This window comes from Nesterenkonia sp. HG001 (assembly GCF_034438835.1).
Taxonomy (GTDB): domain Bacteria; phylum Actinomycetota; class Actinomycetes; order Actinomycetales; family Micrococcaceae; genus Nesterenkonia; species Nesterenkonia xinjiangensis.
Map to the genome: position 1 here is coordinate 365,537 of NZ_JAOSZD010000001.1, position 20,871 is coordinate 386,407.

17 protein-coding genes are annotated in these 20,871 nt (G+C 69.7%); 10 read left to right on the plus strand and 7 right to left on the minus strand.

The features are described from left to right. Nucleotides 1-24: 24 nt before the first annotated feature. The 6 genes from secA to mtrA form a co-directional block, all read right to left on the minus strand. Nucleotides 25-2,697, minus strand: coding sequence for a preprotein translocase subunit SecA (gene secA / locus ODE13_RS01645; protein WP_179542246.1), 2,673 nt, complete (start codon nucleotides 2,695-2,697; stop codon nucleotides 25-27). Nucleotides 2,698-2,975: 278 nt separating this feature from the next. Further along, a complete protein-coding gene (hpf, locus tag ODE13_RS01650; protein WP_179542245.1) occupies nucleotides 2,976-3,701 on the minus strand; it encodes a ribosome hibernation-promoting factor, HPF/YfiA family in 726 nt (241 codons plus the stop codon). A gap of 115 nt (nucleotides 3,702-3,816) precedes the next feature. After that, complete coding sequence (locus ODE13_RS01655; RefSeq protein WP_322477700.1) at nucleotides 3,817-4,566, minus strand: ComF family protein; 750 nt, start codon at nucleotides 4,564-4,566, stop codon at nucleotides 3,817-3,819. 259 nt (nucleotides 4,567-4,825) lie between these two features. Beyond that, complete coding sequence (locus ODE13_RS01660; RefSeq protein ID WP_322477701.1) at nucleotides 4,826-6,544, minus strand: LpqB family beta-propeller domain-containing protein; 1,719 nt, start codon at nucleotides 6,542-6,544, stop codon at nucleotides 4,826-4,828. Continuing rightward, complete coding sequence (gene mtrB, locus ODE13_RS01665) at nucleotides 6,544-8,313, minus strand: MtrAB system histidine kinase MtrB (RefSeq protein WP_322477702.1); 1,770 nt, start codon at nucleotides 8,311-8,313, stop codon at nucleotides 6,544-6,546. The genes ODE13_RS01660 and mtrB overlap by 1 nt, the downstream gene beginning before the upstream one ends. Nucleotides 8,314-8,382: 69 nt before the next feature. After that, nucleotides 8,383-9,075: an MtrAB system response regulator MtrA gene (mtrA, locus tag ODE13_RS01670; protein ID WP_179542241.1), complete on the minus strand. Its 693-nt coding sequence runs from the start codon at nucleotides 9,073-9,075 to the stop codon at nucleotides 8,383-8,385. A 169-nt stretch (nucleotides 9,076-9,244) separates the two neighbouring features. Between mtrA and ODE13_RS01675 the strand changes: the two genes are divergently transcribed. The 9 genes from ODE13_RS01675 (at nucleotide 9,245) to ODE13_RS01715 (ending at nucleotide 18,459) form a co-directional block, all read left to right on the plus strand. Next, nucleotides 9,245-10,525 carry a hypothetical protein gene (locus tag ODE13_RS01675; protein ID WP_322477703.1) on the plus strand — a complete coding sequence of 427 codons (1,281 nt, stop codon included), beginning with the start codon at nucleotides 9,245-9,247 and terminating at the stop codon, nucleotides 10,523-10,525. A 9-nt stretch (nucleotides 10,526-10,534) separates the two neighbouring features. Then, nucleotides 10,535-11,233 (plus strand): DUF4129 domain-containing protein, encoded by a 699-nt coding sequence (locus ODE13_RS01680; protein ID WP_322477704.1) that lies wholly within the window; start codon nucleotides 10,535-10,537, stop codon nucleotides 11,231-11,233. Then, nucleotides 11,230-12,546, plus strand: coding sequence for a DUF4350 domain-containing protein (locus ODE13_RS01685; RefSeq protein ID WP_322477705.1), 1,317 nt, complete (start codon nucleotides 11,230-11,232; stop codon nucleotides 12,544-12,546). Before ODE13_RS01680 ends, ODE13_RS01685 begins: the two co-directional genes overlap by 4 nt. Then, nucleotides 12,543-13,634 carry a MoxR family ATPase gene (locus tag ODE13_RS01690; RefSeq protein WP_322477706.1) on the plus strand — a complete coding sequence of 364 codons (1,092 nt, stop codon included), beginning with the start codon at nucleotides 12,543-12,545 and terminating at the stop codon, nucleotides 13,632-13,634. The genes ODE13_RS01685 and ODE13_RS01690 overlap by 4 nt, the downstream gene beginning before the upstream one ends. A 72-nt stretch (nucleotides 13,635-13,706) precedes the next feature. Beyond that, nucleotides 13,707-15,014 carry a DUF58 domain-containing protein gene (locus tag ODE13_RS01695; RefSeq protein WP_322477707.1) on the plus strand — a complete coding sequence of 436 codons (1,308 nt, stop codon included), beginning with the start codon at nucleotides 13,707-13,709 and terminating at the stop codon, nucleotides 15,012-15,014. A gap of 133 nt (nucleotides 15,015-15,147) precedes the next feature. Then, complete coding sequence (gene mnmA, locus ODE13_RS01700) at nucleotides 15,148-16,287, plus strand: tRNA 2-thiouridine(34) synthase MnmA (RefSeq protein WP_322477708.1); 1,140 nt, start codon at nucleotides 15,148-15,150, stop codon at nucleotides 16,285-16,287. A 120-nt stretch (nucleotides 16,288-16,407) separates the two neighbouring features. Continuing rightward, complete coding sequence (locus ODE13_RS01705) at nucleotides 16,408-16,815, plus strand: chorismate mutase (protein WP_179542233.1); 408 nt, start codon at nucleotides 16,408-16,410, stop codon at nucleotides 16,813-16,815. A 47-nt stretch (nucleotides 16,816-16,862) separates the two neighbouring features. Then, a complete protein-coding gene (locus tag ODE13_RS01710) occupies nucleotides 16,863-17,894 on the plus strand; it encodes a hypothetical protein (RefSeq protein ID WP_322477709.1) in 1,032 nt (343 codons plus the stop codon). A 28-nt stretch (nucleotides 17,895-17,922) separates the two neighbouring features. Continuing rightward, on the plus strand, nucleotides 17,923-18,459 hold the full coding sequence (locus ODE13_RS01715; protein ID WP_322477710.1) for a DUF664 domain-containing protein: 537 nt from the start codon (nucleotides 17,923-17,925) through the stop codon (nucleotides 18,457-18,459). Here the strand turns inward: ODE13_RS01715 and ODE13_RS01720 are convergent. Next, complete coding sequence (locus tag ODE13_RS01720) at nucleotides 18,413-19,639, minus strand: cysteine desulfurase family protein (protein WP_322477711.1); 1,227 nt, start codon at nucleotides 19,637-19,639, stop codon at nucleotides 18,413-18,415. The genes ODE13_RS01715 and ODE13_RS01720 overlap by 47 nt on opposite strands. Nucleotides 19,640-19,769: 130 nt before the next feature. On the opposite strand from ODE13_RS01720, the gene ODE13_RS01725 reads away from it, so the two are divergent. After that, nucleotides 19,770-20,837, plus strand: coding sequence for a J domain-containing protein (locus ODE13_RS01725; RefSeq protein ID WP_322477712.1), 1,068 nt, complete (start codon nucleotides 19,770-19,772; stop codon nucleotides 20,835-20,837). Nucleotides 20,838-20,871 lie beyond the last annotated feature (34 nt).

Here is a 20,871-nt window from a genome sequence, read left to right on the forward strand (position 1 = left end):
TGAGGCGACGAGCCGCTGCCGGGATCAGCCGGTGCTGCGGGACTCGGTCTGCTTGCCGCCGGTCTCGGTCGGGGCTGTGAAGTTGAGCTTCACCTTGGGCTGCTCGTCCTTGAGACCCGGCACGCTGACCTCCTTGCCCGCTGCTGCCACACGGCCTTCCTTCACACCGGGCAGGCTGGTGGTCTTGGCACGGGCCGCCGCTGAGGTCACCTCAGCGTTGAAGAGGTAGCGCACGGAGTCCTCGCGAATGGAGTCGGCCATGGTCTGGAACAGCAGGTAGCCCTCACGCTGATACTCCACCAACGGGTCGCGCTGAGCCATCGAGCGCAGACCGATGCCGGACTTCAGATAGTCCATCTCGTAGAGGTGCTCCTGCCACTTCTCATCGATCACCGAGAGCAGGACCCGGCGCTCGAGCTGGCGCATGGCTTCCTCGCCGAGCTCCTCCTCCTTGTTCTCATAGGCGATCTTGGCATCAGAGACGATCTCGCGCTTGAGCATCTTCACGGTGATCTGATCGATGCCACCGGCCTCCTCGACGATGTCCGCGACCTCCAGCGAGATCGGGTACAACGTCTCCAGCTCCTCCCAGAGGCCCTCCAGGTCCCAGTCCTCGGAAGAGCTCGACGAGGTCCTCTCGTCGATCATCAGGCCGATCGCATCTTCGATGAAGTGCTGGACCTTCTCGTGGACGTCGTCGCCCTCGAGGATGCGGCGACGATCAGAGTAGATCGCCTCGCGCTGCCGGTTCATCACATCGTCGTACTTCAGGACGTTCTTGCGGATCTCGGTGTTCTGACCCTCACGCTGCTGCTGGGCGTTGGCGATCGCGCCGGAGACGAACTTGTGCTCGACCGGGATCTGCTCATCCATGGCCTTGGAGTTCATGATCCGCTGGGCTGCGGCCTGGTTGAACAGGCGCATCAGGTCATCGGTGAGCGAGATGTAGAAGCGCGACTCACCGGGGTCGCCCTGACGTCCGGAACGACCGCGCAGCTGGTTGTCGATGCGCCGGGACTGGTGGCGCTCGGTGCCGAGCACGTAGAGTCCGCCACGCTCACGGACCTCGTCGCCGTCCTTCTCGGCCTCGTCCTTGGCCGTGGTGAACACATCGTCCCACTTGGCCTCGTACTCCTCGGCATCCTCCGCCGGGTCCAGCCCGAGCTTCTCCATCTCGTGGACGGCGTTGAACTCCGCGTTGCCGCCGAGCATGATGTCAGTGCCTCGGCCGGCCATGTTGGTGGCCACGGTGACGGCGCCCTTGCGGCCGGCCTGCGCGACGATGGCCGCCTCATGCTCGTGGTTCTTCGCGTTGAGGACCTCATGGCGGATGCCGGCCTTGGCCAGCAGCTTGGAGAGGTACTCGGACTTCTCCACCGACTCGGTGCCGACGAGCACCGGCTGGCCCTTCTCGTGCCGCTCCACGATGTCCTGGAGCACCGCGTCGAACTTCACGACCTCGTTCTTGTAGACCAGGTCATTGTGGTCGACGCGCTGGCGGGGCCTGTTCGGCGGGATCGGCACCACGCCCAGACCATAGGTGGACATGAACTCGGCAGCTTCGGTCTCGGCCGTGCCGGTCATGCCGGAGATCTTCTCGTATCCACGGAAGTAGTTCTGCAGAGTGACGGTGGCGCGGGTCTGATTCTCCGCCTTGATCCGCACCTCCTCCTTGGCCTCGATGGCCTGGTGCAGGCCTTCGTTGTAGCGCCGGCCCTTGAGCATGCGGCCGGTGTGCTCGTCGACGATGTGGACCTCGTTCTTGACGACCACGTAGTCGGTGTCGCGCTTGTAGAGCTCCTTGGCGCGGATCGCATTGTTGAGGTACTGGATCAGCGTCGTGTTCTGGGTCTCGTAGAGGTTCTCGATGCCTAGGTAGTCCTCGACCTTGTCGATGCCGGGCTCGAGCACCCCCACCGTGCGCTTCTTCTCGTCGACCTCGTAGTCCTCGTCCTTGTGGAGCTTCTTCACCAGGGTCGCGAAGTCGGTGTACCAGCGGGAGATGTCCCCGGAGGCCGCCCCGGAGATGATCAGCGGGGTCCGGGCCTCATCGATGAGGATGGAGTCGATCTCGTCGATGATCGCGTAGTGGTGCTCGCGCTGGACCAGGTCGTCCAGCGACTGGGCCATGTTGTCCCGGAGGAAGTCGAAGCCGAACTCGTTGTTCGTGCCATAGGTGATGTCCGCGGCGTAGGCTTCACGGCGCTGGGCCGGCTTGAGATCATTGGTGATCGTCCCGGTGGTCATCCCGAGGAAGCGGAAGACACGTCCCATCAGGTCCGACTGGTACTTCGCCAGGTAGTCGTTGACGGTGACGACGTGGACGCCCTTACCCGAGAGCGCGTTGAGGTAGGCCGGCGCCGTGGCGACCAGCGTCTTGCCCTCACCGGTGCCCATCTCTGCGATGTTGCCCAGGTGCAGGGCCGCGCCACCCATGAGCTGGACGTCGTAGTGACGCTGGCCCAAGGTGCGGTCGGCGGCCTCGCGCACTGCGGCGAAGGCCTCGGGCAGCAGCGAGTTCAGCGACTCGCCGTCGCGGTGGCGCTCCTTGAAGCGCTCGGTCTCCGCACGCAGCTCAGCGTCGGAGAGCTCTTTGAACTCGTCCTCCAAGAGATTGACGGCGTCGGCGTAGGCGCCAAGCGTCTTGAGGATCTTCTTGTCCCCGGTCTTGAGGATTCGTTCGAGCAGAGTAGGCACGGCCGGTTCTCCATCAGGTGTGTATCGGTCCTCGGCTGCGCTGACGGTGCCGGGATGTGTCCCGGGCCACCTGCACGGAGCCGCTTGCCAGTCTACGCGCTGAGGCTGGACGGTGCCTAAAGGACCACGACGCGCGACGATCTTCGGTGCGGATGCCGCAGTCTCGGCACGGGCATGACGGCGGGGCCCGGACATGATGTCCGAGCCCCGCACGTCACGGTCAGACGGTCAGATGCGGCTCGTCGTCCCGCATGTCATGTGCCCGTCCGGGCACCGGCTCAGGCCACCCCGACCTTCCGCGGTGTGGTGCCGTTCTCCGGGCGGTAGCTGCGCTCCTCCGTGGTGGGCTCGTCGATCTGCCGCTCGGCGTCCAACGAGATCACTCCGTAGGTCCATCCACGACGCCGATACACCGCCGAGGCCTGTCCGGTCTCATCATCGATGTACAGGTAGAAGTCATGCCCCACCAGCTCCATGGCGTCGACAGCCGCGTCCACGCTCATGGGCTCAGCGGGGAACACCTTGCGACGGATCTTGACCGTCCCGGCGTCGACGTCGTCCTCAGCCGGCGGATGGTCATCCGCAGCCTCTGCGTCCAGGACCTGCTCATAGAGGGGGCGATCCGTGGAGACGGGATCGAGCCCGGCCATCGCGGTGGCGACGTCAGGTGCTCCGTTCCGGGAGGCGTTGTGCGCGCGGGACTTCTTACGGTCACGGACGCGGCGGAGACGCTCGGTCAGCTTGTTGAGCGCGATCTCGAACGCGGCGAACTTGTCCTCGGCCTGAGCCTCCGAACGCACCACTTTGCCCCGACCGATGACGGTCAGCTCCACGGTCAGCGCAGTGTCTGCGCGACGGTGGGCGTTCTCGGAGGCGACTTTGACTTCCAGGCGATGCCCTTTGTCCGCGAGCTGCTCGATCTTGTCGATCTTGTCCTGGACGTGTTCCTTGAAGGCGGAGGGGATCTGGATGTTCCGTCCGGTATAGCTGACCTGAAGGGTCATGGTGTCCTCCTCGTTTCCGATGACAGCACGACGGCCGACCGGGACATGCGTCCCGTCGCCGCTGCGATGGGACCCATCGTGAAGATACCCATACTCCACCCTAGGACGAATCCACTCATTCGTCACGGGCAGATCCGGAACTGGTCCTCGGCGTCGGGCGACACGCCGAGGCGGCCCGTCCGGAGCCCTCCGCCCCCGGGCTCCGACGCCGGGAGGCGGCCAGCACCGCGGCACCGCGCACGACGGCGCCGGCTCCGGCGAGGGCCCTGTGCAGCTCGTGCAGCGTCGCCCCGGTGGTGAGCACGTCGTCCACCAGGATCACCTCGGACCCCGGCAGGATCAGGCGGCCGGCGGCGGTGATCCGCAGCGTACCGCGCAGGGCTCGGCGGCGTGCCCCCATCCCACGGGCCTTCTGCCCGGACCCGGGCAGCAGGGAGCGCAGCGCCGCGGACACGGTGGGAGCCACCAGACCGGAGGCAGGACGCAGGCCGCAGGCGCCGAGCAGATGCTCCACGGGGCGATGGCTGCGACGCAGTCGGGCTGCCGGCGTCGAGGGCGGGCAGACGAGCAGCGGAGCTGACCCCGGGTGCAGCTGCGCGCAGGCTCCGGCCACCGCGCGGTGCAGGGCAGGGGCGAGCACACGGGCCAGTCCGGTCACCTCGTGGTCCTTGTAGGCCAGGACCGTCCGCGCGACCAGCCCCTCATACCGGGACGCGGACACCGCAGGCAACACCACCAGCTCGACACCGTCCTGGTCACCACCGCCCGCCGGGGGCACCAGCGGCAGGGCCAGCGCCTGCTCCTCCGCGCGGAAGGGCAGGCGGGTGAGGTCCCGCAGCAGCTCGCCACAGTCCCCACACAGCACGACGTCCTCACGCCCGCACCCGGCGCACCACACCGGGGAGATGACCCCGGCGACCTCCCGGAGGAGTCGACGGACAGACCAGATCCAGGGTCCACGGGCAGGTCGACGGCTCCGCGGAGAGTGCGGAGAGCCAGCAGCACATGACATAGCTCCAGCCTCACGGGCTCGAGGCAGCAGATCACCTGGCACCGGCACGCTGTGGAGAGGCGGGCGCGCCGTGCCCCCTCATGCCTTCCTGTGGAGGAACAGCTCGCGAGCGTCAGCCGGGGAAGGCGTAGTCCCGGACCTCGACCTCTTCATTGATGTCCCAGCTGTCACCGCTGCGGGAGTTGTACGGCGCATCGACCCGCTCGGCGAACACCGTACGCAGCCCCTCCCCGGCGGAGACGTTCTGCAGACCGAGCAGCGGGCTGCCCAGCGACTGGTTGGAGCCGTTGAGGTTCACCCTCTCGACCTCCACAGCGGAGTCGTCGGAGGTGGACCAGATGACCAGGGCATCCTGCTCCAGCCACCGGACGTCACCGGGTTCTGCCGTGGTCGTCTGCAGTGCGATCGGCTCACCGAGGCCTCGCGGCGTCCCGGAGGAGTCGCGCACGACCCCCGCCAGATAGAGCCGGGACTCGCCGCCGTCGTCGACCACGACCGCGGCCCGGGCACCGTCCTGGGCGATCCGCAGGGACTTCACCTCCAGATCGACCAGCCAGTCTGCGCTGACCTCCAAAGCGGTCTGAGCCAGGGTCTCGTCATAGGCGGCGACGTGCACATGGGCCCCGTCATCCTCGTTGCTGGCGCTCCAGGTCCACCCGAAGTTGTCCATCGAGGGCCGAGTGAGCTCCTCCCCGGAGAGCACCAGATCAGGACTCCGGTGCGGCCGCAGGTGGTAGAGCTCCTCCCCCTCGCCGTCCAGGAAGGCGAAGATCTCCTCCGCCTCGGCGGGCAGAGCAGGCTTCTGCGGCTCCAGGTCCGAGATGTCCGGCAGGGAGCCGATGGACAGGGTCTGGAGGTCCTGCACACGGACCAGCGTGTCGTCCAGGACACCGACCTGCGTGTTGCCCACGCTGGGCCGATCCTCGATCCCCAGCGCGTCGGTGGACTGATCGGGCATCTCATACTCGGCCTGCCCCGCTGTGATCTCCACGGCTCGCACACCGGGGAGATCGAGCAGCGCCAGCTCCAGCTGATGCTGCATCAGCAGACGCTCCTGATTGCTCGCCCCGCGCAGGTGCTCCGGATCCAGGTCGACGACTGCGACCCCCTCCTCCACCGGCACCGACGGCCGCTGCAGCGCGGTGCCGTTGGAGAACGCCGAACTCACCGCCGGCTCCAGGTAGGCGGCCGGGCCCTCGAGAAGGGCGCTGACGATCTCGGTGGTGATGCCGTCCCGGTTGCTGCGGAACCAGCGGATGTCGGGGACCGCATAGAGCCGCTGCGGGTCGTAGAAGGAGAGGGTGTGGGCCTCATAGACGGTGGCGAACGATCCGGAGGTCACCATCGTGCCCTCCGGCGCCTCGGCGATGCGCCACTCCCCGTCGACCTCCTCAAGCCGGAACTCCTCCGTCTGGGTCTGACCCTCCGGGAACTGCGTCATGATCCCGGACTCGTCGATGGCGGACTCCACCTCCATCTGCACCGAATAGGTGTCATCTCCCATGGCGAGCACATTCGGGTCCCCGGCGTAGACGAGGGTGCGGGCCCCGGAGATCCACTCGGCCCCAGCTTCTTCGGTCATGTACTCACGGGCGACCTCATACTGGCTGCTGGGCTCGACCCCGGCGTTGATGAAGCCCAGCACGATGTCGTCGGGGCTCATGCCCTCCACCGGCGAGCGTGCCTGGATGTTGTAGGCGGGGTCGCCGCCGACGTCGGGCTCGGAGGTCCCCACCGGGCCGTCGGTGGGCAGCATCGGTGTGCACCCGGCGGCGAAGAGGACGACAGCGCTCAGCGCGGCGATCAGGGCGGTCAGGCGATGGCGCAACATCAGTCCATCTCCTTCGGGCGGTTCAGGGACTGTTCGGTGACGCGGTCGTGATCGACTTCTCCGGTGGCAGGGGCACCGTCCACCGGCATGGAGACCCTCCGGCGATCCGAGGAGCGATAGACCGGGGGCAGGGCCAACGGGGAGGCTCTGTACGGCTCGTCCTGCCGACGTGGCAGGACCAGGCGGAAGCAGGAGCCCTGGCCCTTCTGCCCCCACGCGTCCAGCGCGCCATGATGAAGCCGCGTGTCCTCGGTGGCGATGGACAGCCCCAGCCCGGATCCGCCGGTGGTGCGCGCCCGAGCCGGGTCGGCGCGCCAGAAGCGGTCGAAGACGTGAGCCACCTCGGAGGGGCTCATCCCCAGGCCGTGGTCCCGCACCGCGACTCCCACGGCGGTCGGTGAGGAGGCGATGACCAGATCCACGGGGCGAGACTCCGCGTGCTCGATGGCGTTGTTGATGAGGTTGCGCAGGATCCTGTCGATCCGGCGCGGGTCGGCCTCGACGACGAAGCCCTCCCCCTGCACCACGAACGAGAGTGGGGTCTGCGAGCGGTCGGCCAGCGGCAGCGCGGTGGTCAGTGCGTCCTGGGCCAGGCTGCGCAGGTCCACGTCGGTCAGGGCCAGCTCGGCGGCGCCGGCGTCGAAGCGGGACATCTCCAGCAGGTCCGAGAGCATCGCCTGGAACCTCTCCACCTGGTGGTAGAGCAGCTCGGTGGACCGCTGGTTGACCGGGTCGAAGTCCTCGCGGGACTCGTGCAGGACCTCGGCGGCCATGCGCACGGTGGTCAGCGGGGTGCGCAGCTCGTGGGAGACGTCGGAGACGAAACGCTGCTGCATCTTGGACAGGTTCGCCAGCTGGGTGATCTGCTCCTGCAGGTTGGAGGCCATGCGGTTGAAGGAGATGCCCAGCCGGGCGATCTCGTCCTCGCCGCGCACCGCCAGGCGCTGATCAAGCTGCCCGGCGGCGATCCGTTCGGAGACCTCCGCCGCTTGGGAGATCGGGGAGACCACCGAGCGGGTCACCCAGGCCGCCACGGCCATGTTGAGCACAAGCAGCGCCAGACCGGCCAGCAGCATGATGCGGGTCAGGAACGCCAAGGTCTCCTGCACGGTGGAGAAGTCATAGAGGAAGTAGAGACCCATGATGTCCCCCGGAGGAAGAGTCACCTGGGTGCCGAAGATGACCCCGGGGGTCTCGACGTCGTCCCGTTCGAAGGACACCGACTGCCAGTACTGGCCGGTGCCGCCGGCCACCGCTGCGCGCAGCTCATCGGAGACCACCGCTTCGGTGACGTCCTCGCTCAGCCCTCGCGGGATACGGCCGGCCACGGACTGGGTGTCGATGTCGGTGTCGTCCAGCGGCACCAGGAAGACGTAGCGGTGGATCTGTGATCCGGTGTCCTCCTGCTGGGTGAGCGTGTCGGCGACCAGCCCGTCAGCTTCGCTGCGGTCCGCGGTGGAGGCCGAGATGAACTCGTTGCGGATCTGCTGCATCCCGTTGGATGCCTCGAGCTCGATCTGGTCGAAGCGCTCCTGGAAGAGCCCGGTGGTGACCTGTTGGGCGAGGAAGGCCGCCACCAGGCCGGTGCCGAGCATGGTCAGCAGTCCTGTGAAGGCCACCGCCCGGAACAGCAGCGAGCGCCCCCACAGACGAGGGAGCCGCGCCAGGCGTCGGCCGGCGCGACGGAACAGGCCGGCGTCGGACCTGCCCGCCCCGACCTGCGGGTTCTCCGCCGTCGTCGGCGCCTCGGTGCGTGCCGGGCGGATCACCGGGACAGCTCCGGTGGTGGTGGCGATCGCTCGGGAGGCGGAGGCGCGGCCTTCATCCTCGGTGATGGTCTACCCCTGTCCGCCGCCAGCCTTGTACCCCACGCCGCGGACCGTCTGGACGATCTCGGGGTGCTCCGGGTCCTTCTCGATCTTCGACCGCAGGCGTTGCACGTGGACGTTGACCAGCCGCGTGTCCGCCTGATGGCGGTAGCCCCAGACCTCTTCGAGCAGCATCTCCCGGTTCCACACCTGCCAGGGCTTCTTCGCCAGCGCGGTGAGCAGGTCGAACTCCAGCGGAGTCAGGGAGATCCTCGTCTCGCCGCGACGGACCTCGTGGCCGGCGACGTCGATGGTCAGGTCACCGATGGTGAGCTGCTCGGACTCCGGCCGGGGATGCGTCTCTGCCGGCCGCAGCCGTGCACGGACGCGGGCCACCAGCTCGGCCGGTTTGAAGGGCTTGGGCACGTAGTCGTCTGCACCGGCCTCCAGGCCGCGCACCACGTCGGCGGTGTCCGACTTCGCGGTGAGCATGATGATCGGGGTGTCGGCCTCGTCACGGATCTCCCGGCACACCTCGATGCCGTCCTTGCCCGGAAGCATGAGGTCGAGCAGGACGACGTCGGGCTTGGTGCTGCGGAACTCCTCGAGCGCCCGTTCTCCGGTGGCGCAGAAGGTGGGTTCGAAGCCGTCATTGCGCAGCACGATGCCGATCATCTCGGCCAGCGCCTCATCGTCATCGACGACCAGAATCCTGGCTTTCATCAGCTCTCCTGTTCCTCTCGCCCTGCACGTGCCCGGTCCATCCCGCCAGGATATATGACAAGGTGCCGCAGACCGGCTGGTCAGCGCGTCACAGGGGTGTCAGCCACAGGACACGGGCTATAGGGTGAAAGCCTGCACGACGTCAGGACTTGTGATCAGGAGGGGAACCATGACGACGGGGTGGAGCACCGAGGAGTCGACGCCTGCCTACCCGGGCCGCGTGTTCCCGATCCGACGCATGACTCTCGGCGAGGTGCTCGGCGGCGGGTTCTCGATGCTCCGGCACGCGCCGAAGGCCGTGATCGGGGTGCCCTTCGTGGCCGGGATGGTCAGCTTCCTGCTGTCGATGCTGGTGTTCACGATGACCCCCTCGGGCAACATCCTGCGCCTGATGTATGACCCGATGGCCTTTGAGGACGAGGAGCTCCTGTACAGCGTGTTCACCAGCCTGGCCTTCTGGCTGGGGCTCATCGTCGTCTCGGTCGTGCAGTACTTCGTGCTCGCCGTGGCGTACTCGCTCGTCGCCCTCCCCACCCTGCGCGCCGCCTACGGCTACCGCACCAGCTTCACCCAGACGCTGCGGCTGCGCTCCGGCCGCATCGGCTGGCTGGTGCTGCACCTGCTCCTGCTCAGCATCCTGGTGATGGTCCTGGGCGCCGCTGTGTTCGTCCTCGTCCTGCTGCTCGCGGTGGCCACGTTCGGCATCGGGCTCATCCTGGTGCTGCCGGGAGCGCTGCTGCTCGGCGCCTGGATCACCGCCGGGCTGATGTACGCCCCGATCGTGCTGCTGGTCGAGGATCGCGGCCCGTTCGCCGCGATGGCCCGCTCCTGGCGGCTGAACCGCGGGCGCTGGTGGATCAACATCGGCACGGTGGCGCTGATCTACCTCATGACGTTCGTGATGGTCATGATCGCCTCCATGCCGATCGGCATCATCTCGGTGATCGGCGGGGAGATGGCGATGGCGTCCCCTGACGGCGGCACGACGATGTCGATGGTGCTGTTCACCCTGGCCAGCTTCTTCGACTCGGCCGTCAGCGCCGTGTTCCTCGGCCTAGTCGGCGCGCTGGTGACGGTGATGTACCTCAACTGCCGCATCCATCAGGAGAGCCTCGATGTCGCGCTGCTGACAGTCGCCGAGGGCGCGGTCGACGACGGTACGGTCATCCCCGCTTCCGTGCAGCACCTGGGCCAGCCGACGGCGGCGGCCCCGCAGTGGCACGGTCCCCCGGCCGGTGGTGATCACTGGGGCGGCCACCAGCCGACCGCCGGGCAGAGACCGTACGGGCAGGCGCCCTACGGCCAGAACCCCTACGGCCAGGCGCCCCATGGTCAGAACCCCTACGGTCAGAACCCTTACGGCCAGTCCCCGCAGGATCCGTCCCGTCCCGGGCACCCTCCGCGCCCCGATGGGCCCGGGTCGGGGCCCGACTTCGGCCAGCCGAGGTGACGCCGCCACATGCCCCTGGACCCGTCGACCCTGCTGGCGCCGCACGCCGTCGCGCCCCTGGCCTCCACACCGCTGTCTCCCAGCCGTGACGAGGCTCAGGACCTGCTCGAGCGCGAGCTGGCCGACCCCGCGTACCAGCGAGAGCTGACAGGACCGATCCGTCAGGCCATCGAAGACGTTCTGCGCTGGCTCGACGAGCGTCTCGGCACCATCGGGGGCATCGACATCCCCTACGGGCCGTTGATCATCCTGGTGCTGCTGACCGCCGCGATCGTCCTGGCCATCGTGCTCGTCCGGCCCCGGCTGCAGCGCGCCGCAGGCGCCGATGACCCGCTGGACACCGAGGTCGGCATCAGCAGCGAGGAGCTGCGCACCCGTGCCGAGGCCCACCGGCGGGCCGGACGGGTGGACGAGTCCTACCGGGATGTCTTCCGCGCCGTGGTGCGTGCCGCCGAGGAGCGCGACATCCTCACCGAGATGACGGGCCGCACTGCCTCCGAGGCGGCCATGGAGCTCGGCCGTTCCTTCCCGGTCCACGCGCGGCGCATCGGGATGGCCGCCGACCTGTTCAACCTCTCCCGCTATGGCGGACGTTCACTGACTCTGCAGGACTGCGACGACATCGCCGAGCTTGATGCCCTGCTGACCGCCGCGCAGCCTCAGGACGACGCCGCTGCTGCCCTGCCCCAGGTGGTGGCGCCCCGATGACCGCCCAGAGCCCCGCCCGCTCGAGCGGCGGCGCCACCGTGCAGAACTTTTCATCCGCTTTGCGCACAACCCTGCGACGGTGGCAGTTCTGGCTGCTGCTGGTCGTGCTGGGCGTGCTGTTCGCCGTCGTCGTCCAGCTGCTCACCGTCGAGGACCAGGAGCGCTACGGACTCAGCAACACAGACCTGGACGGCTACGCGGCCGTCGCCGCGGTGCTGCAGGATGAGGGAGTGGACATCCACCACGCCCCCACGGCAGAGATCGCCCGCGAGCACCTGGAGCAGCTGCCCGACGCCGCCGTCGTCGTCCTCGAGCAGGGCCCCGAGGCGAGCCCGCGACTGGTGGAGGAGCTGGCCGAGTCCACGCGCGAGATCGTCTGGATCTCCCCGACAGCGTCGACGCGGCTGAGCGCCTTCGAGGAGCTGCGCCCCGCAGGCGCCATCCCGGCCTCCAGCACCACCGAGCTCCCCGAGCTCCTGGAGACCGGAGAGGCCTGCTCCGTGGCGCCGGCTGAGCGCGCTGAGGCCATCCGCGCCCCCGGGCAGCTGTTCACCGGCGGCACCGGCTGCTTCGTCCACGACTCCGAGGAGGGAGACTCGGCGCACGCGTTGGCGGAGACCGGCGGCGGCCTCGTCTTCGGCGCCCCGGAGGCGTTCACCAACCGCCACATCACCTCCGAGGGCAACGCCGCCCTGGCGCTGGGCCTGTTCGGCCAGCAGCAGGATCTCATCTGGTACACCCCCTCTGGCATGGACTCGCTCGCCTCCGACGAGTGGGCCTCACCGTGGGACTTCATGCCTGACTGGGTGGACCGGCTCACCTGGTGGCTGCTGATCTGCACGCTGCTGCTGATGCTGGTGGCCGGTCGCCGGCACGGTCCGGTGGTGATCGAGCCGCTTCCCGTGGAGGTGCCGGCCTCCGAATCCGCAGAAGGTCGCGGAAGGCTCTACCAGCAGGCCGACGCTGCGTCGGAGGCCGCCAGGACGCTGCGCTCCGCTCACCTGCTCCGCCTGACCCGGTTGCTGCGTCTGGGCCCGGGCACCCCGGAGCAGCACGTGATCGCCGCGGTCGCCGCACAGACCGGCCGGCCGCCCGCAGAGATCGCCCACGCCGTCGATGCCTCAGCGATCAGCGGGAACTCTCAGATGGTGAGATACGCCCAGGGGCTGGCCGCTCTGGAGGACGAGATCCGGATCCGGCTTGGCCATGGCCCGCGCCGTGGCCCGGGCGCGACGGCCTCACGCGGGCCACAGGACGAGAAGACGTGGGACAGCTCCACACAGGACGAGACGCCGAGGGAAGAGACACTGTGACAGCACAACAGCCCGACCAGACCCATCAGCAGCAGCCGGCGGCGCCGGCTCAGACACAGCAGGCAGCCCGCCCCCCGCAGACGGGCGAGGCCCAGCCACGACCCGCCTCGACGGCCGGCGCGTCCCCCTCGGGTGCGCCGGACACGCTTCGCGACCGCTTCCACCAGGTCCGGCATGAAGTCTCCAAGGCCGTCGTCGGTCAGGACGGGGCGGTCACCGGTGTGCTCATCGGACTGCTGGTGCGCGGTCACGTGCTCCTCGAAGGTGTGCCGGGAGTGGCGAAGACCCTGCTGGTCCGCGCCATGTCGGCATCGCTGTCCCTGGGCACAGCCCGGGTGCAGTTCACCCCGGACCTCATGCCGGGCGACGTCACCGGCTCGTTGGTCTACGACTCCACCACCGGGGACTTCGCCTTCCGCGAAGGCCCGGTGTTCACAAATCTGATGCTCGCCGACGAGATCAACCGGACCCCGCCGAAGACCCAGGCCTCCCTGCTCGAGGCCATGGAGGAGCGCCAGGTCTCGGTCGACGGCATCGGGCGCCCGCTGCCCGATCCCTTCCTGGTGGCCGCCACCCAGAACCCGGTGGAGTACGAAGGCACCTACCCGCTGCCGGAGGCGCAGCTGGACCGGTTCCTGCTGAAGATCACCCTGGACCTGCCCCAGCGCGGCGAGGAGATCGAGGTGATCCGCCGACACGCCGCCGGCTTCAACCCCTCGGACCTGGCGGCGGCGGGAGTCCGCCCGGTCGCCTCCGAGGCCGACATCAAGGCCGCCCGACAGGCCGTCTGGTCGGTCGCGCTGGCCCCTGAGGTCATCGCCTACATCGTGGACATCGCGCGGGCCACCCGCCAGTCCCCCAGCTTCCAGCTCGGGGTCTCGCCACGAGGCGCCACCGCGCTGATGAACTCCGCGAAGGCCTGGGCCTGGCTCTCCGGGCGCGACTTCGTCACACCCGACGACGTCAAGTCCCTCGCCCTGCCCTGCCTGCGGCACCGTGTCGCCCTGCGGCCCGAGGCCTCCATGGACGGTGTCAGCGTGGACGACGTGCTGCAGGGCATCCTCGCCACTGTGCCCGTGCCCCGCTGACCTGCTCGGCTGACCTGCCCACCGACCTGAACCCCCGACCCTGCCCGAACCAGCTGAACTGAGGACACGTCCATGGTGCTGACCCGCCGGCTGCTCTACCTGGCGCTCGCGCTGAGCGTCGTGGTCGTCGCACTTCCGGTGGCGGCGACCCTGTGGGTCTGCCTGGCTCTGCTGGTGGGGCTCGTGGCCACAGACATGCTGCTGGCCGGATCGCCGCGTCAGGTCCGCGTGGAGCGTGTCCCCGGAGAAGCCGTGCGCCTGGGCCAGTCGACGACGGCGGTCTCGGTGCTGCACCATCAGGGGCGTCGTCGGTTGCGGGGCTCGATCAAGGACGGCTGGCAGCCGTCAGCCGGTTCCCAGCGGCCGATACAGCCGATCGCCATCCCCCCGGGCGGACGGCAGCGCATCAGCGTCCCGCTGCGGCCCCGCCGCCGAGGAGACCTGGTCAGCGCCACTGCGGCGGTCCGTTCCCTGGGGCCGATGGGGCTGGCCGGCCGCCAGGTCGTGCACCGGTCCCGCCACCTGCAGCGTGTGCTGCCGCCGTTCCGCTCGCGGAGGCACCTGCCCTCGAAGCTGCAGCGGCTCCGCGAGCTGGACGGGCAGACCGCGGTACAGATCCGCGGCGCCGGCACCGAGTTCGACTCGCTGCGTGACTACGTCCGCGGTGACGACGTCCGCTCGATCGACTGGCGCGCCACCGCCCGCCGCCGCACTGGGGCCGGACACAATCTGGTGGTGCGCACCTGGCGTCCGGAACGGGACCGCCGGGTCATCCTCTGCCTCGACTCCTCCCGCACCTCGGCGGCCCGGATCGAGGACGAGCCTCGCCTGGACACCGGGATGGAGGCCTCGCTGCTGCTGGGTGTGCTCGCCGCCGGAGCCGGCGACCGGGTGGACTTCATCGGCTTCGACCGGGGCATCGTGGCGCGGGCACGATCCTCCTCGTCAGGTGATTTCCTCCACAAGATGGTCAACGCGATGGCCACGATGGACCCGGAGCTGGTGGAGGCCGACTTCTCCCAGCTGCCTTCCCACGTGGCGGCGATCAGTTCCCAGCGCTCCCTGGTGGTGGTGCTGACCTCCCTGGAATCCGGTTCTCTGGAGGAAGGTCTGCTGCCCGTGCTGCCTGCCCTGACCGCCAAGCACCTGGTGCTGCTGGCCGCTGTGCGTGATCCAGATCTGGACCGCCGCACCGGCGAGCGCGAGACCGCCACCGAGGTGTACCGGGCCGCGGCCGCCGAGCGGGAGATCATCGAACGGGAGGCCAAGAAGGCCCAGCTCACCGCCATGGGAGTGGAAGTCGTGGACGCGACGCCGCACGAGCTGCCGCCGCTGCTGGCAGACACCTACATCCGGCTCAAGGCGACCGGCCGACTGTGATCTCGGGGAACGCCGTCCGCCGAGCCCTCTGCGCCGGGCCCCCGACCTGGGGCCGGTGACGGTCCTCCCCTGGTCCTCGCGCCAGCCGTCGGCTGGGTGTCCGCGGCGCGGCTGTGAGACCCTGGTAGGCGTCATGAAGGTACTCGCAGCGATGTCCGGAGGCGTGGACTCGGCCGTGGCGGCCGCCCGCGCCGTCGACGCCGGCCACGAGGTGGTCGGCGTGCACCTGGCGCTGTCCCGCATGCCAGGGACTCTGCGCACTGGTTCCCGCGGCTGCTGCACCATCGAGGACTCCTCGGATGCCTGGCGGGCCTGCGAGGTGCTCGGCATCCCCTACTACGTGTGGGACTTCTCCGCCCGTTTCAAGGCCGACGTCGTCGATGACTTCATCGCCGAGTACGCCGCCGGGCGGACCCCGAACCCCTGCATGCGCTGCAACGAGAAGATCAAGTTCGAGGCGCTGCTGGACAAGGCGATCGCGCTGGGCTTCGACGCGGTGGCCACCGGCCACTACGCGAAGATCGTCGAGGGCGAGGACGGCACCCGCGAGCTGCATCGTGCGGCCACCTGGACCAAGGACCAGTCCTATGTGCTGGGGGTGCTCGACGAGCAGCAGCTGGCACACTGTCTCTTCCCGCTGGGCGAGACCCCCTCGAAGGACCTCGTGCGCGCCGAAGCCGCCGAGCGCGGGCTCTCGGTGGCGAAGAAGCCCGACTCCCACGACATCTGCTTCATCCCCGACGGCGACACCCGCGGCTGGCTGGCCGAACAGATCGAGCTGCGGGAGGGCCCCATCCTCGACCCCGACGGCGAGCAGATCGGCGCCCATGAGGGCTCCCAGGCCTATACCGTCGGCCAGCGGCGTGGCCTGAAGCTGGGCCGTCCCGCACCGGACGGCAAGCCCCGGTTCGTGCTGGAGATCCGTCCCAAGGAGAACACTGTGGTCGCCGGGCCCAGGGAGCTGCTGGAGATCGACCGACTCACCGGGGTCCGGCTCTCCTGGGCGGGCCCTCCCGTGCCCGAGGCCGAGACCGGAGCATGGTTCCCCGTGGACCTCCAGATCCGTGCCCACGCGGACCCCGTGCCCGCCCGAGCGCGGATCGCCGACGACGAGGGGGACGCCCCGCGCCTGATGGTCGAACTTCAGGAGGCGCTGCGCGGCGTCGCCCCCGGCCAGACCGCGGTGATGTACCAGGGCACCCGGGTGCTCGGACAGGCCACGATCGACACCGCCCGGTCGAAGAACTACCGGCCGGCTGACAGCACAGCCTGAACGGTGCTCGCCTCCCGGCGCATCGAGCGGCCATGGATCACGGCATCTGGTGCCCGCTGACGGCGTGTCACCGGCGAGATGCGGTCAGTCGTGGCCACTCGGCCCACGTAAGCTGGGGCCATGAGTTCGAGCCCTGATCAGCGCGCCGGAGACGCCGCACATCACGTGGACCCCGAGGTCCTGGAGGAGCTGCTGGCGATGCGCGCCAGCATCGACAATATCGACGCCACGCTGGTGTATCTGCTCGCTGAGCGATTCAAGGCAACCCAGCGGGTGGGTGTGCTGAAGGCCCGGCATCAGCTGCCCCCGGCCGACCCGGCCCGCGAGCGCAACCAGATCGCCCGGCTGAAGCGCCTGGCCGAGGACGCCCAGCTCGACCCGGAGTTCGCCGAGAAGTTCCTCAACTTCATCATCGACGAGGTCATCCGCCACCACCAGGCGATCTCCGCCTCGGAGACAGTCTCTGCACCCGAGGCCGACACCCGCTCGGAGTACTCCCACCCCTCCGACTCCGCCGAGCCCCGATGAGTCTCCGCGCCCCTGCCGACGCTGTGCTCGCCGCGGCCGGCGGTGTCATGCCAGGCACTGACGCGCTCCGCTCCGCGCAACACCTGGAGACTGAGCTCAGCGGCCACCTCCCGGCCCTGACCGAGCTGCCCAGCCGTGGGCTCCACGCCGAGCTGCTGGGCCGGACGCTCGCCCTGCTGGCCGAGCTGCCGGCCGAACTGGTCTCCTATGGGTGGCGCCTGGTGGGCCGACCCGGGGCTGACCACCGCCGCGCCGTCCAGCTGCTCCGTGCCGACGTCGACACCCTGGCCGACGTGCGCGGCGCCCGGGCCGAGGCCGGCACCGATCACGGGCCCTCCGAGCTCATGCTGCACCTGCTGGGGCCGGTGAGCCTGGCCTCCCAGCTGGCCCTGCCCGGTGGGGAGAAGCTGCTGGTGGACCACGGGGCCCGCCGCGACCTGGCCGAGTCTCTGGCCACCGGGGTGCAGGGCCACCTCGAGCACGTGCGCCGAGCCTGCACACCCGCGGCACTGCGCGTGGTCCTCCACGAACCCGACCACGCCCGGGTGCGGGCCGGGGCCGTGCCCACCGTGAGCGGCTACCGGACGATCCGCGCCCTGCCACGGGACGACTCGCGGCGGATGCTGGGGGTCGTCGTCGAGGCACTGCGCGCCGGGGGCGCCGACGAGGTCCTCCTGGACCTGGGCGAGGCGCCGCTGCTCGAGCATGTGGAGGACCACCGGTCGCCGTCGAGCTCCCAGGTGGACGGCTTCGGCCTCCCCGTGCCTGCCCTGCAGCCCGGCGATTGGGAGCGCATCGCCGAGCTGGCCGAGCAGGAGACCCGGTTCCTGGCCGGTCTGCTGGGCTCCCTCCCAGGCTCGGCGCAGACGCTGCCCCAGGTCAGCGATCTCGTCCGGCGGATCACCGACCCCTGGCAGGCGCTGGGGATGCCAGCCGCCGGACTGGCTGCGATGACTCTGACTCCCCTGGTCAGCGGCATCCGCGAGCAGCTGGCGCAGGCCAGCGAGGTCGACGCGCTGCGGCTGATCTCCCGAGTCCGCGACGCCGCCGATGCGCTGACCGAGACGATGCAGGGCTGAGGCCTACCCCGCAGAGAGGAGACCGCCCATGGCACACGACGACGCGGGCGCACCCGCAGGCCCTCCCGAGCACTCCGAGGTGCTTGTGCTGTTCATCCTGGAGAAGTTCGATGCGCTGGTGGACCTGGTGGGCTCCCTGGATGATGCCACCGCCAATCGGGACCTTGCCGGACTGGTCCCAGCAGGGATCGGGACGAACTCTGCGGTGCAGCTGCTGACCCACGTCTGCGGGATGCTGCGCCGCTGGTCCTCCACGGTGAACCTGGACGTGCCTGTCCCCCGAGACCGGGAGACGGAGTTTTCGGCGCAGATGCCGGTGGACGAGGTGTTGGAGATCGCAGCGCACACCCGGCGGGGGTTCCTCCACGACGTCGCCCTCACGGACCCTGCTGCCGCCCCGGCCGCAGTTCCGCCGGGACGTGAGCATCTCTGGACCGGCAGCTGCCACGGGGTGCTGCTGCACGTCTTCGAGGAGATCAGCCAGCATCTCGAGCACGCGGAGGTCACTCGGGACGTGCTCAGCGCCGGCCAGCCGCCATGCCTGCCGCCCGCGCTCGAGCGATGATGCCGGGAAGCGCCTCGGCGAGCGCGTCGACGTCCTCGTCGGTGGTCGTGTGACCCAGGGTGAAGCGCTGGGCGCCGCGGGCGGAGTCCTCGTCCAGCCCCATCGCCAGCAGCACCCGTGAGGGTCGGGGCACCCCCGCGGTGCAGGCGGAACCGGTGGAGGTGTCGAAGCCGGCCATGTCCAGCATGAACAGCAGGGAGTCGCCCTCGGCCCCGTCCACGGTGATGTGCAGGTTGTTCGGCAGACGCCGGTGCCCGGCCGTGCGTGGATCAGGTCCCCGCAAGGTCACGCCCTCGACATCGACCACAACCGCCAGCAGCCGGTCGCGCAGTGCGGCCAGCCGGGCAGACTCGTGACCCCGATGCGCGACGACCTCTTCGGCGACGGCGGCGAAGGCGCAGATGCCGGGGGCATCCAGGGTGCCGGAGCGGATGTCACGCTCCTGGCCACCACCGTGCAGCACCGGCGTCAGGGGCACATCGCGCCGCACCAGGAGTGCTCCGAGCCCCACCGGCCCGCCGATCTTGTGGGCGCTGACCGCCAGGGTCGCCGCACCCGATGCCGCAAAGTCCACCGGCTCCGCGCCGACGGGCTCTCCGCCGAAGGCCTGCACGGCATCGGTGTGCAGCGGGATCCCGAACTCGGCACAGGCTCGGGCGAGAGCGGCCACCGGCTGGACGGCACCGGTCTCGCTGTTGGCCCACATCAGCGACGCCAGCGCCACGGATTCGGCCTCTTCGGCCTGCAGGTCCTGGAGCTGGTGCACGGCGGCGTCGAACTCCAGCACCCCCTCGTCGTCCACCGGGAGGATCACCAGCTCCGCGCCCTCGTGGGCCTCCAGCCACTCGGCGGTGTCCAGCACCGCGGGGTGCTCGATCCCGGTCAGCAGCACCCGACGACGTCGAGGATCCTGGGCCCGGCGACTCCAGTACAGGCCCTTGAGCGCGAGGTTGTCGGATTCGGTCCCGCCGGAGGTGAAGATGACCTCGCTGGGGTCCGCACCGAGCGAGGCGGCCAGCCGGGCACGGGCGGAGTCCACCTCCAGCCGGGCGCGGCGACCTGCCCCGTGCAGCGAGGAGGGATTGGCCAGCTGGGGCATCTTCTCGGTGAGCACACGCACAGCGGTCTCGCGGACCGGGGTGGTGGCGGCGTGGTCGAAGTACCGGGAGGGCGTCGTCATCGTGTCCCGATTCTACGAGGTGCCCGGGGACGGCGAGCCGGTGTGCACGGCCGTCCGCCGTGTCCGCGGTCGGCTGATCGCCGACCTGCGTGGGCAGTCGGCCTCGCTGAGGCGCTATCGTGAATGAGCGATGAGCAATCGATCCTCTGCCCCCGGAGCGTCCGGCGCCGACCTGTACGCCGTGCTGGGCGTGTCCCCGGAGGCGGACCTGAAGACCATCCGGTCCGCCTACCGGAGGCAGGCCCGTGACTCCCACCCGGACCGCGGCGGATCGGCCGAGGAGTTCCATCGTGTCCAGGCCGCCTGGGAGGTGCTTCGCTCCGAAGCCGCCCGCGCCGCCTATGACAGCACCCGCACAGACGGCCGGGCCGCGCACAGTGTCGGTCCCGACGACGTCGACGCGGTCCGCTACGGCCCCGCCCGCACCTGGGCGGCACCCGCCGCACGATCCCGCGGCGGGTACGAGCGCGGCGCCCAGCGCAGCGCGTCGGGCAACGCTCACCTGCCCCCGGAGTACCGCCCCGATCTCTCCGACTCCCGGCCGTTGTCCCTCTCGCTGACCAGCCAGCGGGTCCACGGTGAGTTCCGTTCCCAGGGCCTCTTCTCGCGGGGCCGGATCCAGCGCCGCCACGCGCGCACCATCGAGGTGCTGCAACGTCACGTCCTCGACGAGCTCCCCGCCGCTCGGCTGTTCAACGACGTCCTGCTGGAGCCTCAGGCCGGCGGGCACCGCCGGGAGCGGACAGCACGGCGCCGCGGGAACAGCGGGGACCGTGCTGAGCATGTGCTGGTCTGCGGGGACATGCTCACCGTTATCTTCTCCCTTGAGGTCCCCACGCCGGCCGCCTCCTGGGACGGGCAGGTGCTGCGTGCCGCGGGTCGCGGCCTCGCTCTGCCCGACCTGGCCGCCCAGGCACGGCAGCTGCGCGAGACGCTGATGCAGCGGCTGCTCGATGAACGGGGCCACGAGGTGCTGCTCACCGTGGACCACCAGGTGATCCTCCACTCCCCCGACGGCGGGCTGCTCTCGCCGGTGGTCGAGACCACCCGCGGCGGCGGATCTCCTCCGCTGGCGGTGGCACGGGCGGCCAGGCGCATCGTCGGCCAGCTGGCCGCCTCCTCCCAGGCCAACGTGGTGGACCGTCACCTGCTCGCGATCCTGCGGGACCAGCTCAGCTCCCCTGAGGAGGGCTCCTGAGGGCTCGGCCCCGCGGCGCTCCGGAGGACGGACA